At 62.2% G+C, this 17625-nt stretch carries 10 protein-coding genes; 4 read left to right on the top strand and 6 right to left on the bottom strand.

Annotation, left to right across the window (positions count from 1 at the left end; genetic code table 11):
- From FSY45_RS27950 to FSY45_RS24665, 4 genes are all read left to right on the top strand, one after another.
- Positions 1–307 (top strand): hypothetical protein (locus tag FSY45_RS27950; protein ID WP_187427610.1); only part of this gene is annotated, 307 nt, incomplete at its 5' end.
- Positions 304–588 (top strand): hypothetical protein, encoded by a 285-nt coding sequence (locus tag FSY45_RS24655; protein WP_148748462.1) that lies wholly within the window; start codon positions 304–306, stop codon positions 586–588. The genes FSY45_RS27950 and FSY45_RS24655, both read left to right, overlap by 4 nt.
- A 391-nt stretch (positions 589–979) precedes the next feature.
- The gene (locus FSY45_RS24660) at positions 980–1414 is read left to right on the top strand and encodes a hypothetical protein (RefSeq protein ID WP_148748463.1); all 435 of its coding nucleotides are present in this window, start codon (positions 980–982) and stop codon (positions 1412–1414) included.
- Between the two features lie 2 nt (positions 1415–1416).
- Positions 1417–1965, top strand: coding sequence for a hypothetical protein (locus tag FSY45_RS24665; RefSeq protein ID WP_148748464.1), 549 nt, complete (start codon positions 1417–1419; stop codon positions 1963–1965).
- 69 nt (positions 1966–2034) lie between these two features.
- Here the strand turns inward: FSY45_RS24665 and FSY45_RS24670 are convergent, their stop codons facing one another.
- From FSY45_RS24670 to FSY45_RS28415, 6 genes are all read right to left on the bottom strand, one after another.
- A complete protein-coding gene (locus FSY45_RS24670; protein ID WP_148748465.1) occupies positions 2035–2616 on the bottom strand; it encodes a hypothetical protein in 582 nt (193 codons plus the stop codon).
- Positions 2613–3278, bottom strand: coding sequence for an AAA family ATPase (locus FSY45_RS24675; protein ID WP_148748466.1), 666 nt, complete (start codon positions 3276–3278; stop codon positions 2613–2615). The genes FSY45_RS24670 and FSY45_RS24675 overlap by 4 nt, the downstream gene beginning before the upstream one ends.
- A gap of 355 nt (positions 3279–3633) precedes the next feature.
- Positions 3634–4659, bottom strand: a complete 1026-nt coding sequence (locus FSY45_RS24680; RefSeq protein WP_148748517.1) for a replication initiation protein — start codon at positions 4657–4659, stop codon at positions 3634–3636.
- Between the two features lie 333 nt (positions 4660–4992).
- Positions 4993–5187, bottom strand: a complete 195-nt coding sequence (locus FSY45_RS24685) for a hypothetical protein (protein WP_148748467.1) — start codon at positions 5185–5187, stop codon at positions 4993–4995.
- 89 nt (positions 5188–5276) lie between these two features.
- Positions 5277–5804, bottom strand: a complete 528-nt coding sequence (locus FSY45_RS24690) for a hypothetical protein (protein ID WP_148748468.1) — start codon at positions 5802–5804, stop codon at positions 5277–5279.
- Between the two features lie 269 nt (positions 5805–6073).
- Complete coding sequence (locus tag FSY45_RS28415; protein ID WP_148748469.1) at positions 6074–17572, bottom strand: LPD38 domain-containing protein; 11499 nt, start codon at positions 17570–17572, stop codon at positions 6074–6076.
- Positions 17573–17625: the final 53 nt, after the last annotated feature.

A 17625-nucleotide genomic window follows, 5' to 3' on the forward strand; every position in this document is an offset into this window, starting at 1 on the left:
CTTCACCTGGTTCGGCGTGTACCTGCATGTCTGCCTGCAGCGCAAGCGCCGAGGCATGCAGGCCTTCGCAAATCACCAGCTGGCCAAGGTGCTCGCCGGCGGCCGCCGCGCGCTGCGTAAGGCCTTCAAGCTGCAACAGGAAACCGGCCAATGGGCAACGCCCGACGCCGAAGGCCTGGAACTGCTCAGCACCGCCATGGTGTGGAGCGCCAGAGTCTCCGAAAAGGCCACCTGCCTGGAAATCACCAATGCGTACAAGACCCTGGACGCAAATTCTGAAACCGCAAAACGATTTGAACGCACATGACGAACGAAGCACCGAAGCAAAAGAAACGCATTGAAGTTGACCGCATCGCATGCAAAGAAGCGGCCAAGAAAATCGACAACCTCCTGGCGAGCCTGCCAGGCGGCGAAAGCACAGAGGCCCGCGCCGCTCTTCTGATGGCCGCCACGGGGATGCTCTTCGCCTCCTACGGTTTCGAGCTGGAGTTGGGCTCTGAGTCGTTCGGCCTGGCTGTCCTGGCCAACCATGAAACCGCCCAGGCCATCGCCAGCATGCAGGGCACCCCACCCGCCACCAGCCACTAAGGGCACAGATGCACAGCGTTATTTCAGCCATTCAGCCCAAGGCACCAGGAGAAAAAGGATGGGTTCGCAACCTGACCGTTGAGAGCTATCTGGGGTCGTCTCAGAATTCGGAAAATAAAGCACGCTAAGGCGTAGTCACCCCGTGACTCCCCCGCGCCGATGCAGCGAGCGCGAACACAAAGGCGATTTCATCTGGCGACCAGCGCCAGCACGCTGACCCCGACCCTACCCACCCACAAGCGGCCGCAAGGCCGCTTTTTCTTTGCACACCCATGAACGAATGGCAGACCGCTGACCGCGCCTACCTGGTGCACCACATGAACTGCAAGACATGCATTGCAGCTGGCATCCAGAGAGAAGCGCTCGAGCGCTGCCCAGAAGGACACAAGCTATGGAATTCGTACAGATCCGCCCCACTGCCCGCCGCTTTGCGAGGGAAACCCCAAGCCCGGCCGCAGCGCCGATAGTCCCTCTCAAATCGCCCGAGCTGTGGAACCTGGAGCGCAGCTGCTACCACCGCCTGGACGAGAAGGTACGCAACAACCACAAGGAAACCGGCCAGCTGTACCAGGCCATGCGCGAGCACCTTATCAAGCTCAAGGGCCTGTATCGCATTCAGGGCACGCCTGGCCATACCGGCCTTGTCCACGCGATCCCCACCGCCCCCAGCACCACCGTGCTGACACGCTGGCACCTCGACCGCTCTAACCAAACCGCACTGCTGGACGGCTCTCGTGAATGGCACTTCATGACCTGGAAGCAGCTGATTGCCCTTGAAAGCGAAATCGCCAAAGCCACCCAAGCCATTTACACAAAGGAGTTCTAACCATGGCAAGACGTTACGGCCGCAACCAAAAGCGCAGGCACCGGGAGCAGATAGCCCACCTATCGGAACGGGTCGAGAGCCTGGTCATCGTCTGCGGCACCTCAGAAACCAAGCAAAAGTTTGCGTACATGAAGCTCCAAGAGCTGCAAGCGGTCATAGATCGCGCCGTCGATCTGCTGGGGGAAGGGCATATCTCGCTACCCCCTGGAAATATCAGTGTTGATGCAGGCCTCTTAGAGAGCGGAGCCCCGCTTTACTATGCCCCGCCCCCGAGCCTCTCATTTGATCGGATTGAAAACCCGTCACCAACGCTATCAATGCAGCACCGACTCGACCAGCTGCTGGTCGGGTTTGAACATGCAGCATGGGCCGACTCATTTCACGCCTACGCGAGCGTCAACGGCCGGAGAGTAGGCTATGCAATCAGCCGGCAGTCCGTAGAGCGATTGAATGCCCGAGCCCTGGCCCTCACCCTGGAGCGTGAAATCGCCCCAGCCCTGGCCAAACACCTGGCCAAAGCGCTCAAGCTGCCACCACTACACGCGGATTAAAAAAAGCCCCTGCGCCAGTCACCTGGCCAGGGGCTTTTTTGTTGCTGGCCAGCGCCAGCACATAGAGGCTTACAGCTCGCCGCGCGCTTTAAGACGGCGGTTGCATTCGTCCTCGATGCCAGGCAGCGCAATCTTGGTGCGATCCTTGGCCAACTTGAAATCCTTGATAAGCAAGTCCATGCGCTCTTGCAGTGCGGCCGGCACCAGCACAACCATGCGCGTTTCATCATCATCCGGCTTTGCGTGCTTGTCTTCGACGCGCGAACGCACCTTCTTTGCCTCGACCTCGGGCATAACGCCGGCGGCCTTCTCAAGACGCAGGCATTCGGCCTCAATCCCAGCAATAGAAATGCTGCTCATGCTCTCGCCAGGCTCTTTCTCTGCCAGGTACTGGAGCTTGGCTCGCAAGGACGTTGGCATGATGAGGGGCAGGCGCTTCAAGCTCGCCTTTTCGCTCACCACGATTTTTTCCCACGGCCGTGCGCCAGGCGTGGCCACGGCCGCCACCGGGGCCGGATCTGCAGCAGGGGGCTGCACCGCTGGAGAGCCGCCAGACATGGCGGCCTGAGAGGTCACGGCCTTGGCTGCATTGGCTCGTTGCAGGCGCTCGGCTGCTGTCAGTCCACCGGGCATTTCAGGCTTGAGGGTCATACTTTTTTACTCCAATCTTCCGCAAAAATTTCTTTGTAGATGGCCATCATTTCTTTGGCCGCTGGGCTCTTGGGCTCCATTTCAACGGCGCAGAGGCCCGTGCTGGTCATGCGCTGATAGAGCACGCGCCAGTGCATGACGGTTTCCAGCACATGCAGTCCTTGCTCTTCAAGGATCTTGCGCATTTCAGCCTTGTCTTTCTTGGCTGCTGGGTGGGCTCCATTCATCAGGGCGCGGATATCGACACGCTGCCCCTCACCCCATTCAGCCTCGATGTTCTTGACGATGCGCTGCACACGGGTCACGCCCCAGAGGTCGAACTGCGACAGCTGCAAAGGCATCAGCACAATGTCGGCAACCGTCATCCCCTGGCGCATTTCAATGGAGTCTGCGCCGTGGGTGTCCACAATCAAATCGTCGTAGTTTTCAGAATGCGCCACCAGCTGCTCCGCAACGTCAGAGCCCGTCAGCTGGAGCCTATGAATCATTGGAACCTTGGGTGTCAGGTTGGAGCGGACGATAGCCCAGGCAGTACCAGTCTCTTGAGGGTCACAGTCAACAAGGGCCACTTTGCGGCCGGCGAGTGCTCGCATTGCTGCCAGATTTACCGCGTCTGTAGTTTTGCCTACGCCGCCCTTGTCATTCGCTAACAGAACAATCATTCAAATGCTCCCATTGGTTTGAGTATTTCAAGTTTCTTTATCGCAGCTATTGCTATTGCAAGCTGTACTTTCTGCATTTCGCCGTAACTTACGTGTAAACGTGGAAGTGTTTACAAGATGGATTGTGCCACACAACAGACAGACCAAAGCACACAACAAAGCACAGACCGAAGCACAGCAGGCGGGCGCGATTCGAGGCCTCTGAATATGGCTTGCGAATTACTCAAGCCTGGCGCTCAATGCCGAAGAGCAGGGCAGGCTCCTGGTGCTGTTATCTGATTATGGGTTGCCAATTACTCAACACCCGAGCTAACGCCCTGAGAGAGCTGTTATCTGATTATGGGCAGCGGATTACTCAAGATTTGAGCCAGTTGCTGATGGTCTTTTGGGACACAGCCAGTTCAGTGGCAATAGCCCGCTGGGTCATCCCCTGAGCAGCCATGATCCTGGCGCTGGCGCGCTTGTTTTCGCTTGCAGAGTTGCGTGAGGCCGTGGCTGCGACCTGGCCAGCCCGTCGATCCTCTGTCGTCAGCTTGGCGGCGGCCCTGCGGCCGCGCGCGGCCTGGAGCGCAGAAAACCGTTCATCGCTGGCGGCAATGTCGAACTTGTTCCAAGTCCATTTGCTCACGCTCTTGGCGATGTGCCAGACCTCATTGCCTTCCAGGGGGATGGCCAGCTCGCCATTGCGCGACAGAGCCCTGAGATTCATGTGCGCTTTCCACGCCTCGTAGCCGTCCTTGCCGGCGCTCTTGTACTTCTTGATGTTCTTGTAGGCGTATTGGCGCAGCCACTCAAAAACGGTCACATTGCGGCCGAGGCCAATCTCTTCGGGGTTGCGCTTGGGCAGATGCTTGGGCAGCTCCACCCATTCGGCCAGGTAGCCCAGCTCGTAATAGGCGTGAGGGCCGCGCAGCACGCGCCAGCGCGCATGTGACGGGTTCTTGGTCAGCAGGCCCACATAGCCAGGATCGGCCTGTAATCGCTCACGGAATGCGGCCTCGACCGCGCACAGGTAGCGCAGGGGCTTTTGCCGCATGTCGGGGCTGTCCACCAGGACAGGGGCGCTCAACCCCCAAACCAGGTGCGCGTGCGCATTCTCTGGATTGGCGGCCGCCCAGCTCGGGGGCGGCAGGTTCCCATCTTCCCAGGCCAAAGCGCCGCCGGCGCGGTCAACGTCAAAGACTGACCAGACCCGGAGGTGTGGCGGATTCGGCTGAATGTACGGCTTTGTTAGCGCCTGCTTGAGCGAGCGGAAACCACAGATGCGCTTATTCGCCTCAGCGATGTAAGGTTTGTGCGGCCAACGCTCGGCGTCAGCAAACAAATCAAGGTTTTGCTGTTGCACGAGAATCCCATAAATGTTTACGGGAACGGGCAACATGCTCCATAATGGCGGCAATGCGGCGCTATTCCCTGTCCAATGGCTGCCTGCACAGACGGCTTGAGTGTTACCAGCACTCAGGCCGTTGGTCTTTTCAGGCTTCCAATTGCCCGATAGTAACACCGCAAGCACTCGCTATCGAGTGCTTTTTTATTTGCTACGCAAGGCTTGAGTGCTCTCAAAAAAATAGGTAACGATAATTAAACCTTATCGTTACTTATGTGGCCAATGTAAACAAAGCCCGCGCGCGCCATATCGTGGATAATGCGCGTATCAGTAGGGCAGTGCTCTATTGGTTTGAGTTTGAGGCCCGCCATCAGTGCGGGCCTTTTTTTATTGGCCAGGCTGGGCCACCGGCTTGACCTCGTGAAAGTGGCCATCAGCGCCGGTCAACATCAGCTCACCCGTCCAGCGATCCAGGCGCACAGCCAGGGCACCGCCGCCGGCGGGCGCTACGTCATAGCGGAAGAACCAGGCCAGGGCTATGGCAGCGATGGCCAGCACGGTGCAAATCGTCTTGGTGTTCATGCCCGCAGTATGCCGCCCACGCAGGCGCGCCAAAATCGCTAGACGATTTTTTTGTTTACATCCGACCACGACCAGCGGAATAGACGCGCCTAGATTCGATGGTATGAGCGGTCGAAAACATCCTTCGGGCTCCAGCTGATGTACCCAGCATGGCGCGAATCGTTGGCCTTGCCGCCGTCCACATACTCGACCAGGTAGCCGGCATCGTCCGGGCTTTCATCCGGCGGCAGCTGCCAGCCCCTATAGGCGTTGTACTCGCCGCGCGTCATGGGCCTGGCCAGAACGCTCTTGCAGCCCCTGTAGAGGGTGAAGCCTTTTCCAGTCGCCGCCTCCCTGTCCAGCTGCTCAAGGCCGTGGTATCTCACCGTGACCCCTTGGGACGAGACAAACGGCTCAGCAGTCTCCATAGCGCGCGGGTTCTGCTGGTGATACTCAGCCATCGCGGCCGCAATCAAGGGAGAAAAATGCTCGCAGCCAATGGCTGGATGCTCAAACACCATGACCACTTTCCGCGCTGGCCACACCGGCTGCGCGAACACTTCGGCCCGCTGAATCTCTGTCGTCATAGACACCTCATGAATGGAGAAGACAAAGAAAAAACCCGCCAGCTTTGACACTGGCGGGCTTCCCCTTCTTTGCAATTACCCGATACCCGAAAGTCAACCCGATGGAAAGAACAACAGAACGAAGCACAAACCAACAGAAGGACAGAAGCATTATAAGCACGCCTTGCCAGGCAACGCACAAAGAAAAAACCCGCCGTGTTTTCACAACGGCGGGCTTCTTCCTCGATCAACAACCTACTTGCGCTGCCAGTATAGCCGCACTTCCATCAAAAAGACAAAGCACAGACACACGCAAGCGCCGAAGCACCGAAGCGCACGCGCTATTCATTGCCCTCCCTTGAGACAAAAATGGTCTGCGCCACCGCCTGATTGAGCCGGTACATGGTGCTTTCAATCTCTAGGTTGATTTCTTTCACCAGGGCGGTCTTTTCCGGGTTGTCGCTCTTCTGAATGGCGTTGCGCATCTTGGTCAGCTCGCGCACGCGCTTGTCGACCAGACCAGCGCCAGCATCGAGCCTGGCCAGGGGCACGTCGACCAGCACCGCCCGCGGATCTTCACCCTGCTCGGCGCGGCCTTTTGCCTCATTCATGGCCACATTGATGCGCTGAATGTTGCTGTAGAACGATTCCGATTGGCCATTGATGCCGCGCGTGTTGCCGTACATGCGGCCGACCACGGGGATTTGATGGGCCGCCAGCTCGTCGCCCGAGCCCATCGACCTGGCCACGTTGCCCACCTTGGCCAGCTCGCGGCCGACGCCGCCAGTGAACTGGCCAAACAGGTATTCAATGGCGTCCGGATTCGGGCTCCAGCTGCCTGGCTTCCAGTCGTTGCCGCCGGTCACGGTGTTGGCCAGCTGCGCAGCCCAGCGCGCGGCCTGGCTGGTGCTGTCCTTGGCCATGGTGTGGCCTGGTTTTGGATCCAAAGACGAACGCTGTTCCTTGTAGATCGGCTTGCCCGTCCAATCCTTGTTTTCCATCAGCGCCGCCACGGGATCGAACGGCGTAGGCGCAACCATCTGCATGAGGTTTTCCGTGCCGCCCAGCGGGTTGTAGGCGTTGACGGCAATCAAGGCCATCTCACCAAGGCGGTTCATGCGCCCCTTGTGGGGGTCATCGTTGATAACCATTTCCACCATCTTGCGGCCCATGTTGGGGAAGACATGGAAGCCCAAAGGCATGGGAATGGTCACGTAGTCCTTTGGCCCCAGCGGGATGACGATATTGCGCTCTTTCACGAACTCGGGAACCTTCTTCCATTCGTCATCAGCGCCGTCGCCGCCCATGACGAAATGCCCCATCAGGGCCGAAGTCATGCCCAGCAGCATGCCGCCAATCATGATCTGGCGGCCGCGCGGCCCGGTCAGGGTTTCGTACATGCGCACGTTGCCCTGGATGGCAGCATTCATGAAGGCGTAGTAGCTGCCCACCACGCTGGTATTGCGGCCGCGCCGGTTGAAGTTCACGGTGATGTTCTTGGCGATGCTGGCGGCCTGCTGGCGCGTCAGCCCTCTATCCAAAGCAATCTGGTACACCGCCAGGCGCGTGGTGCCCTCGGCCGTTTCGTTGAAGTCTGAGAGCCAGCCAAACAGGCCAGACGCCGCACGGCGCACGCGCCCATGGCTTTCGGCCGCAAGCGCCTTCTGCAGCGCCTGTGCGCGGTCTTTGGGATCTGCGTACAGCTCGCGGAAGCCGGTCATGCCGCCATCCATCTGCATCTGCTCCCAGGCCTGCGCCCATCGACCCGACCCCAGAGGCACGCCCTTGCGCTCGTTGCGCAGCTCCTTGTAGATGCTGCGAATGTTGGCCCCCACGTTCTTGAGAACCTGCATTTCCTGGCCAGCCAGCGGCGTGGTGGACAGCTGCAGCATGGCCCCCTGAATGTCGCGCGCAAAGTTGAACATGGAGAACACCGGGTTGTATTGGGTGTTCACGGCCGCAAACCAGCGCGTGAGCTTGCCCATCAGCCTGGTGAAGCGATCCAGCTCAGTGGCGTCCAGGTTGCGCATAGCGATGGCCAGGCGCGCGGCCTGGTCGTTCTTGGGGTTGAAAACCAGGTGCTTGTCGTGGCCAGCAATGCGCACCATCAGCACGTTGTCATGCAGCGCGGCCGCGCGATCGACAACCGTTTTCACCAGCCCCGTATCGGGGTCGATCGCTTTCTTTTTGGGAAGGTCCAGGCTCCACAGGTCTGGGTCTGGGTTCTGCGCAGCCAGCACGTACAGGCGCTTGGCCACGTTGTTTTTCTCGCCGCGCGTGATGGCCGCCTCTCGCTGCATGGCGATGTGAGAGAGGATGTGAGTCACCTTCTCCTTAGAGCCAGTACGCTGCTTTGCTGCATCGCCCCTGGTGCTGAAACCCTGGCCAATGGGGTGAGCCTTGCTGTCGGGGTGGGCTTCATCCCGGTGCAGCGGCACGTAATGCTGGTAGGTCTTGCGCCAGGCGTTCAGCGTCTTGCCATCCATCAGGCCGTAGCCTTGCAGCGTCTGCAGTGTCCCCTCGTTGATGGCGTCCACCTGGTTGGCCAGCGCATCGAGCTGGGCGCGCTTCGCGGCCGGGTAGCCGCTCAAGATGTTGCCGGCCTCCAAGTCGGTCATGCCAGACAGCGCCAGGCGCTCGTCCTCTGTCCCCCGGAAAGCCTCGGCACCATCCCAGCGGCCCTTGGCCATGAGCGCGGCCCCAATGGCTTTCTGGATCGGTGCAAGGGCCATCCCCTTGGCGGTCGCGTTTTGCAGCTGCAGGCGCAGCTTCTGCAGCTCCTTGTCGGCCTTGTCGCGCTCCAGGTCGATGGTGGCCTGGTTGGGATTGCGCTCGGCCAGCACGGCATTGGCTTCGCCGGCGTGGCGCGCGTGCAGAAAGCGCTCAAACTCATCGAGCTGCACCCCGGCCTTGTTGAGCCCGGCCAGCAGCGGCTTGAGTTCATCGCGCAGGAAGTTGGCCGAGCGCTTGGCGACACGCTTGTGATACAGCTCTTCGCCCTGGTAGGCGTCGTTTGTCTCGTTGACCGTCCCATTCAGATCCTTGATGCGCTGCTGAATGCGCTTGAGGTCAATGAATCGGTCTTGCCAGGCGTAAATGAGAGAGTCCCACGACTCGTAGCCTGTGAGGCTTTTCACGCGCTGCTGCAGCTGGCGCAGTGTCTTGCGGCCGGCGGCTGCAGCCTGGCCAGGGTTCACCCGCAGGAATGCCGGATCGTCTGGGCTTGTGTCGTTGCTTGCTTCGGTGCGTGCTTTCTCGATGTAGGCCCGCGCGGGAAGAATGAATTTGTGAATCATCTCGGCGTCGGACATGCGCATATTGGCCAGGGCCGGCACATTGGCGCGCAGCCAGGACGCAATCACCGCGATGGCTCGGCGCACAAAGCCTAGCTCTGGCTGGGTCTGCGCCATGAATGCCAAGACTTCCTCGGCCACATGCAGCCGATCCGCTTCATTCTCCAGGCTCAAGCCGTAATCGGTGGCAATGCGGCGCATATCGTCCAGGCGCGTGGCCGCGACCTGGCGCAGTATCGGCACCAGGCCTTTGCCAAATGCCCCGCGCAGGCCTGCGTGCCCAAGCATTTCATGGGCCAGCGCCTCGGCCACGGCCGCAGAGGTCGGCAGCTGGTTGGCGATCAGGTACACCACGCCCTTGTAGATGAAGCCGGCCGCCTCGCCCGTCGCGCCCTGGTCTTTCAGCTGCTGGTCATAGTCGCGCACCACCTTGGGAATCACATCGTCCTGCATGGTGCTGGCCACCTTCACCGGCAGCGCGTTGCCCCAGTTGGCCAGCATGCTGTCGGCCACATCGCGCGCACGCGCCTTGCGCCAGTCCAGATTGCCGGCGCTGACCTGGTGGGCGAACGCAATCATGCGCTCTTCCTTGGCCTCAACCGGCTCCGCACCGCGCAGGAAAGCCGGCCGCTCCACATCCTCGGCCACATGCTTGGCGCGAATGAACCACCCGCCCTCATGGGCCATGGTGTAGGGGTCGTACTGCTCGGCCTCGGCCTTGCTACCTTGGAACACCACGCCCTCCAGGCGCTTGCCCTTCTTCGTGAAGTACTCGACCGTCTTGCGGCCGGCGCGCGGCAGCTTCATGCTCTCGGCCGGAGCCGCTGCAGATCCCGCCGCCGGCGTCCGCTCGACCTGGCCAGGCTCGGCCGTGCGCTGAATGTCGGGCAGCTCGGCGGCCGCGCGGATCTCTTCACGGCGCTGGGCCTCGGCCGCCAGCTGCTTGCTGCGCTGGGGCATAGGCTGATCTTCCAGGCGGTCAAACAGCTCTTCAATGCTCTGGGCATTGCTCAGATCTACCGTGCGATGTGCCGCGCTGGGTGTTTCGTCCTTGGCCAGCTTGTCGATGATGACGATGCGCGTGGCCACGTTGGTGGCGGCGCGGCCGAAGGCCAGGCCAGGCAGCAGCACATCAGCCGCGCGGTGCAGCTCGGGCTTGGTGTATGGGAAATCCCCGTCCTTGTCGGCCTTGTCGGCGCGCTCATACAGCCAGGCCTCCAGCTTCTTGTCGGCCGCCGGGCCGACTGGCAGCAGGGCCACCATGCGGCCGCCCTCGCGCAGATGACGGTAGGCCTTGGCCATGTGATCCACGGCCGTGCGCGATGCGGTGCCGAACGGCGGGTTCATGGCGATCACATCGTATTTGTTGCCGATATCCAGCTCTTCAAACGTGCCGGCAATGATGCGATCCGTGTCCTTGAAGCCGGCCAGCGCCAGCCGCGAGCGCAGCACTGGCGAAGGCTCCACCATCGTGCGGCGGCTTGTCGTCGGGAACCAGCGGGCAATCGCGCCATGGCCAGCGCTGGGCTCAAGCGTTTCATCACCCTCGACCACCCCACCCCATTCGACCATCTTCATGCCCAGAGGCTCAGGCGTGGCGAAGTAGTCCGCGCCCTCCTTGGCCTTGGTCTTGGCGGTCTTCTTCTGCTGCGCCCAATACAGGGTTTTGGCTCGATCCCACTCGCTCACCACGTTGTTGCTCGCGCGGTCTTTCTCCTTGCCGCCCTTGCCCTCGCCCTCGTGGCCAGGCTCCCAGGTGTCTGCCTCTTCAAAGGCTTGCACAAAGGAATCCTGCAGCGAGCGCGCCAGCTCGCCCATGGCCAGGTTTTCGGCCGTGGCCGCGCGCGTGGCGATGGTCGAAGCGAACGCGGTACGCTCCCAGCTCGTGCCGGTGTTGAGGTATCGCATGATGGCGTCCGTCACCACGCCCGTGCGGTACGTGCGGCCCTCCTGCTGGATTGCCTTGGTGGGCGCGGTGGGCAGGCCCAGATTGATAAGCACGCGCTGGTATTTGCCGGTCGTGTCGTGGCCGCTCCAGCCCTTGTCCTTGGCCGATTGCACCAACATGACCTGCGGCCCCCGGCTGTCGTCGTTGAAGTCCGCATAGGCCTGCAGCACGTTGCGCTTAGGCTTGACCTGGCCATTGACCAGCAGCAGGTCGGGGAACTCTTCTTTGTAGAGCCTCACCGGACTGGGCAGCTCGTGCAGATTGGCGCGCTGCAGATCCCCGAATTTCTCGTTGAAATCGCGCAGCGCGGCCTCCAGCGCTTCGCGCTGGCCCACATCAAGCGACAGATTCGACAAGCGAATGTAAAACGGGTTCACACCCCCGCCCTTGATGAAGTCGTGATAGACGACCACCTTGCGGCCCAGCGCCAGGTGCTTGCGCACAATGCCAATCGACTCGTTGGCCTTAATGGCCTCCAGCAGATAGCGGCGGGTCTGATAGTCCAGCTGCTTGTTCACCAGGTCATTGAGGGCAGCGTGGCCCTCTCCCTCGCTACGCCTTTCAGCCAGGTACGACAGCGCCTCGTCAATGCGGTTGCCAATGGCCGACTCAAACAGCACAAAGCGGCGGTCATAGTCGGCGTCAACCTCCAGCATGCGCGTGGACAGCACGCCGCGCTGCTTGAGCCAGGTGTTGAACTGGCGCTCCATCAGATTGTTGTCTACACCCGCCTCTGGCCTGGTCAGCTTGTTGTAGCGCATCCGGTAGCCGAAATGCTGCATAAAGAATTGCTCTCTATTGCCGCCCTGGTTGTAGCCTCGGAACTCCTTAGCGTCGTCGGTGCGCCCCTCGTCGTAGCTGAACAGATAGCCCTCTGCCCAATCAATATTTTTGTCATAGGCGAACGGCGTGGCGGACAGCGCCAGCATCTTGGTGCGCTTGCCGTCCTGGCCAGCCTGCTGGAATTCCACTCCCATGGCCTTGCGCGCGGCCTCCAGCTTGCTCCAAAGCGCCTTGAGCTGGTCATCGAGCTTGGTGGCGACTGCCTCTTTTCCGGCCTCCCTGGCCACATCGCGCTGCGTCCTGAGCTGATCGCTCTTGGCGTAGTCCTCGGCGTGCACCATGGCCATACGCGCCCCGACCCCACGGGGGTGATAGGTCAGTCCCCGGACAGCCTCAAGGGCCAGCGTTGTGGCGGCGTCCTGGTTGCTCATGAGGCTGTGGGCCTCGTCGGGGACGATCAGATCCCATTGGCGCGCAGCCAGCGCCTTGTTTTCGCCCAGGTTGGCGTAGGTCGTGACGGTCACGCCCTTGCCCGCGTCCTTGGTGTTTTCGAGCTGGTGGATCTTCAAGCCCAGCAGCTGGCCCGAGCGCACCCAATCCGAGGCGATCTTGTCATCCGGTACCGCAATCAGAATATTGGTCTTGCCCTGATCCGAGAACCGGCGCACAACACCCAGGCCCGAGAAGGTCTTGCCCGTTCCCGTGCCGTTGGTCAGCAGCATGCCGTGACCATCGGGCTGGCTAAATGCCCCCTCGGCCTTTACAACGTCATCGACCTGGCCAGGCAGTAGCTGGGGGATCGCATCGCGCACGCTCTGGGCATGCTCTTCGCTGCCCAGCGCATAAACCGTTTGCGCGCTTGCTTGCTTCGGTTTGTCTTTGCTTAGTTGCTTGCTGTGCTGTGCATCGCGGCCTGGCTGATTCGCTGCGCCTCGCTCGCCAGCAATTTTTGCAACTTCGTCAGCTGTTGCGAGTTCAAGCGGTATTCCTGCGCGGCCAGCTGCAGGCACTCCCTCAAGGATGTCAGCTCCGGTAGAGCTGCCCTCAAGTCCAGGCGCTGGGTCTCCGCGATGTAGGCGCTGATCGCTTCGTTTTCCAGAAAGAGCGGCAGAGTCAACCGAAACGCCAGCGTCGTGCTGTTGTCCAGGCCCGCGCTTTCCGCCGGCTTGTCCAGGTGCTTGGCCATCAGCTTGGGCAGCGTCTGCTCTGTTGCCTTGAACAACTCCCGCATTGGCGGGTACAGCGGCTGGCTGTCCGCTATGTCGTTCCACACTTGCAGCGGGATTTGATGCATTGCTATCTTCCTTCGTTCCTTCGGTCTGTCGCTCTTCTTGTGTCTGAGCGCTCAGGTCTTTGATGTATTGCACCACATACGGCTGCATGTTGCGTACCGCATCAGCGCCGAACTTATCGCCCACCATCTTGATGACGGCGCGCATGGCCTCGCGCAGATCCTTGCCGGCGTCCTTGATGTTGGCCAGCGCCTGGTCGAAGAGCGGCTTTGCCTTGGCATAGGTCTGCTCGTCAAACGACAGGCCCGAGCCCAGCTTGCCCGCGCCGCCGAAGAGCGCGCCCAGCCCGTCGATGGCATTGGCCAGGCCCGTGGCCACGTTGCCGGCGGCACTGGCCAGCGCCTCGCCAGCGCCGCGCGCGGCCTCGCCATTTTTCACAAAGGCACGAGGCCCGAGCTTGAGCTGCGCAGTCTCGGGCTGCGTCGAGTGCGTGCGCTGGTCGCCCACCCTCACCCACTCGTTGCCGCGCTGTACGACCTCTTGCACGGTCACACTCCAGCCCGCCCCCGAGCGTTCGCGCTGGTAGGAAATCACCTCGTCAAAGCCGCCATAGCCGCGAATCACTGCGCCAGGCTTGAAATACTCCCGGCGCAGCTGCTCCTTGACCGAGTACTGCTCTCTGTCCACGGTGAGAACCCATGCAGGAACCCTGCCGCGCCCCGACCAGGTGCGGCCCATGGCCAGGTCGGCATAGGCAATGCCCTTTTTGTCCAGCTCCAGCAGCCGCGCCAGGTCTTTGCTTGTCTGGGGCTTTGGCTCGGCCTTGGTCGCCGCCGGCGCACTCTGGCCAAACTCTTCTGACACCAGCTCGTCAAACATCGCATTCAGCTCGTCGGTGCTGGGCTGCTGTGTTGCGTTTGTTGCGGTTTCTGTTGCGCTTGTCCCGGTTTCTGTTGCAGTTTTCCCGGATTCCGTTGCGTTTGTCCCGTTTTGGGTTGCGGCCGGCGCGTCAAAGATGCTGCCTTGACCAGCCAGCGCATCTTGCGCGTCCTGGCCCAGCTGGAAGTGTTCAGCGCTGGCGGCCATGCGCTGCTCCACCTCCTTGGCCTCGCGCTTGCTCTTGGCGTCCTTGTCGGCCTGCGCTTCGGCCTTGGCCTTGTCTGCAGCGGCCTGCTGCTGCTCTTGCTCTTGCTGGCGCAGCTCGTCGGCCGTGTAGGCCTGCAGCGCCAGCGGCTCGGCCTTCTCTACGGCGCGACGGCCGTTTTCTTGATCGCTTTCAGCGCCTTGGCTATCTTGCTGTTGGCCTTGAGCTGGGGCATCTTGCCGGCCTTCGCCGCCTGTATCAGCAGGCTTGCTTGTCGCTGCTGGGCCTTGTCCATCGTCGGGCTTGCTTGCTGCTGCAGCACGGCCGCCAGCAGGCTCGCCGCCAGTGGGTTTTCCTTGGCCGTCATTGGCTTGCTGCTCTTGGCTGTCATTGCGTTCTTTCTTTGCTTCGGTCTGTTCTTGCGTCTGTGCAGCCGCACCCTGGCCAGCCGCGCCGGCTGCGCTGTCGGTGCTGACATTCTGCCCGGTCAAGGCCGAGACAATCTCGGCGGCACCCACGCGCTCGCCAAACATATCACTACCGTCCGCGCTCGTGGCCAGGGCCGCGCCCATGTAGGCCCGCAGACCCTGCGCCACCGCGTCACGGCCGCGCGCTCGCGTCATGTGCTCGCCCGAGTAAAGCAGGCGCAGCATGCCCATGGTCAGATCCGGCGCAACCTCGCCGGTTTCAATGTCCACCTGGTTCACCAGGTCAGACAAGGCGCTACGGTCGCGGCGCGCCTTCTGCACCAGGCGCACCGCCTGCAGCAAGTTGGGCGTCAGATCCACCTCGGCATTGATGGCCCCTGTGCTGGCCATGTGGCGCATGTGCGCCCACTCCCCTGCCACATCCTTGAGCGCTTCGCCAATGGCGCGCACATCGTTGTCCTGGCTCCCGAACATGGTTTCCACCAGGTCGCCATCATCAAAGGCCTTGTGCACCATGGCGGCCTGCAGGCGCTGCACGCCCTTGGGGCTGACGCGGCCGCCGGCGTCCATCATTTCCGCCACGTCCTGGCCAGCCTGCTGCAGCCGGTGGACAAAGCCGCGCACAAAGTCACGATTGCCCTGGCCATCGAGCCCGCCCGCATCGAACATATCGAGCATGGCCGAATCCATCAGCTGGGCATCAGTGGCGGCCTGCTCAGCAGCTGACAGGCCCAAGGCCTGGCTCTGGCTCTTCACGCCCATGTTGTGGCGGTTGTCTTTCTCGGAATACAGGCGCACCAGCATGGGCGACTGCATGCCCTCGATGACGGCCGGATCAATCCCATGCACGCCGGTATCGGCAAGCAGCTCCTGCTTGTAGCTCTCGGCCGTGCCGCGCTCGTAGGCCGCGCGCAGGCCTGCCGTGCGGCCGTTATTCAGTGCCTTGACCGTGCCGGGGTGCTTGCTGTCGAACTGCGGATTAACGGCCCCGTCTGCAAAATTCGACGGCTGCACATCGGCCGCCTCCATCACCGCGTACTGGAACGGCACGCGCTGGCCATCGCTCATTACGGCAAAGTCGCTCACGCCCGTGGCCACGGCCGCATGCAGCTGGTCGCCCTCGGCAAACACCATGGGCGCGCCGCTCTCTGGCGTGCGGCTGGGGCCAAGGCGCATGTAGTCGGGGTTCTGCGCCATGGTCTGCATTTGCATCACGCTGGCCGGGCGCGAGCGGTCGCGGTTCTGGATCTCGTTGACCGGCGCGGCCGTGGCTCCGTTGCCGTCCTGCTTGAGCCCAGCTCGATGGGTCTTGACCGCGCCCCATTCGGTTTGAAGCGTGTTCCAGTCCGGCGTGCCTCGGCGCAGCTGCGCCACATCAAAGCCGCGCTCATGCACGAACTGCGGCCAGGTCTGGGCCTTCACCTCGGCCGCGCTCGGCGGCTTGGCAGGCGCTGCGGCCTCGTCGTGGTCGATCATGTAGCCGGCCTCGTCAAAGCCGACGACCTCGCGCTGGCCATGAACATCCAGGGGGCCGACAACCCCGTCTGCCTCCATGCGCTCCAGCAGCGCGGCGGCCCGGTTGTAGCCGATCTTGAGCGCCCGCTGCACCACGGCAATAGATCCTCGGCCGCTGCTGCGCACGGCTTCAAGCGCCTGGTCATAAAGGGCGTCACCAGCTGGCGCGGCTTCCTCGCCAATGTTTTCCAGCTCGTCGGCCTTGGCGGCCAGCTCGTCCAGGCGGTGGGCCAGCATCAGCTTTTCGCGCTGCTGGTCGGCATTCAGGCCCGTGGTGCTGTCCATCACCTCCAGCTCGGCCATGCGCTGACTGGCGGTCGCCTCGTCCATGGCCAGGGGATCACCATCAGGCTGGCCAGGGTCGCGGCCTTCCTCTTGCTTGCTTGCTTCGATCTGTGCTTGCGTCGGCGCTGGCTCGACCGCCTGGCCGGATGATGTTCCAGCAGCTGCGGCGGCTCCACCAGAGGGAGCGGGCGCGCTGGCTGGTGCATTTGCGGCTGGCGCTGCTGGGGGTGTTCCAGCTGGCTGGCCAGGCGCTGGCGCCGGGGCAGGCGCCGGCTGCTGCTCTTCCTTGTTCAAACCTGCGCTAGCACCGGACACGACCGCGCCGGGGCCACTGGCGATAGCCGTTTCCACGGCCGTGCGTCCAATGTCGCGCGCAAAAGAGCGGCGGTCGTAGTTTTCGGCCTGCACATTGGTGGCCAGCTGGGGCGCGACTTCCTCCAGCTGCTCGCCCAGCAGCTCCGCCCCCAAGGCCTTGCCCGCCGCTTTCGCGCCGCCTTGCGCCAGCCCCTTGCCAACAATGGCTTTCTCCAGGCCTGTGCGGCCCGACAGGAAGCCCGTCGCGGCACCGACCACGGCCGGCAGCTTGGAATCTTCCAGGGCAATTTCACGCGCCTGCTCGTCGGTGTAGCCCTTCTCCTTGGCCGCCTTGTAGATCGTGTCAAAGGCTTCGCCGCGCGCACCGCCGGCATTCAGTGCGGCATTCGTCACGCCCGAAGCCGTTGTAGCCCCTGCAGCTGCTGCCGCGCGCGTAGCGCCGCTCGCCAGGCCCACAAGCTGCGCGCCCTTGGCTGCACCGGCCCCCACCACCATGCTGGGCAGGTTCGTCGCCACCAGGCGCGCCGCCAGGGCTGGGTCGGAAAGATAGGCCTTACCAGCCGCAACCCCCTGGTCAATGATGCTGTCTTGGTCGGCGGCCTCAATGGCCTTCTCTGCCTTCTGCATGCGGCGCTGCATGGGCATGCTCTGCTTGTCGCGCCAGTATTCCGCCCCGTCCTTGAGCGTGCGAGCCATGCCGGAATCAGGAGCCACCAGGCTGGGGATTGCTCCAACGATATTGTTGGCACCTTCGGCCAGCTGCGCCCCCGTATCGGCCGCCGCTTCGCCCCATGTGCGCTCCATGCGCGGCTGCGGCGTGTGGCCAATCGCTGCAAACAGGTCAACGCCATCGCCCTTTTGCTCTGCCGGCGCGGCCGCGTCCTTGCCTTTGGCCTTAGCGCCAGGCCTCACCTCACCCATCGCCGCCTCAAAAGCCGCCAACAAGTCTGTAGCCATAAAAAAACCCTTGGGAAGTTAACCCCCCAAGGGTGGCAGGCTTGGAGCGGCGC

The sequence above is a fragment of the Comamonas sp. Z1 genome (assembly GCF_008121555.1).
GTDB lineage: Bacteria > Pseudomonadota > Gammaproteobacteria > Burkholderiales > Burkholderiaceae_C > Comamonas > Comamonas thiooxydans.

What these genes read in the sequence shown, in the direction of transcription:
- FSY45_RS24655 (WP_148748462.1), top strand. Translation starts at nt 304, where the DNA reads ATGACGAACGAAGCACCGAAGCAAAAGAAACGCATTGAAGTTGACCGC.
- FSY45_RS24660 (WP_148748463.1), top strand. Translation starts at nt 980, where the DNA reads ATGGAATTCGTACAGATCCGCCCCACTGCCCGCCGCTTTGCGAGGGAA.
- FSY45_RS24665 (WP_148748464.1), top strand. Translation starts at nt 1,417, where the DNA reads ATGGCAAGACGTTACGGCCGCAACCAAAAGCGCAGGCACCGGGAGCAG.
- FSY45_RS24670 (WP_148748465.1), bottom strand. Translation starts at nt 2,616, where the DNA reads ATGACCCTCAAGCCTGAAATGCCCGGTGGACTGACAGCAGCCGAGCGC.
- FSY45_RS24675 (WP_148748466.1), bottom strand. Translation starts at nt 3,278, where the DNA reads ATGATTGTTCTGTTAGCGAATGACAAGGGCGGCGTAGGCAAAACTACA.
- FSY45_RS24680 (WP_148748517.1), bottom strand. Translation starts at nt 4,659, where the DNA reads ATGTTGCCCGTTCCCGTAAACATTTATGGGATTCTCGTGCAACAGCAA.
- FSY45_RS24685 (WP_148748467.1), bottom strand. Translation starts at nt 5,187, where the DNA reads ATGAACACCAAGACGATTTGCACCGTGCTGGCCATCGCTGCCATAGCC.
- FSY45_RS28415 (WP_148748469.1), bottom strand. Translation starts at nt 17,572, where the DNA reads ATGGCTACAGACTTGTTGGCGGCTTTTGAGGCGGCGATGGGTGAGGTG.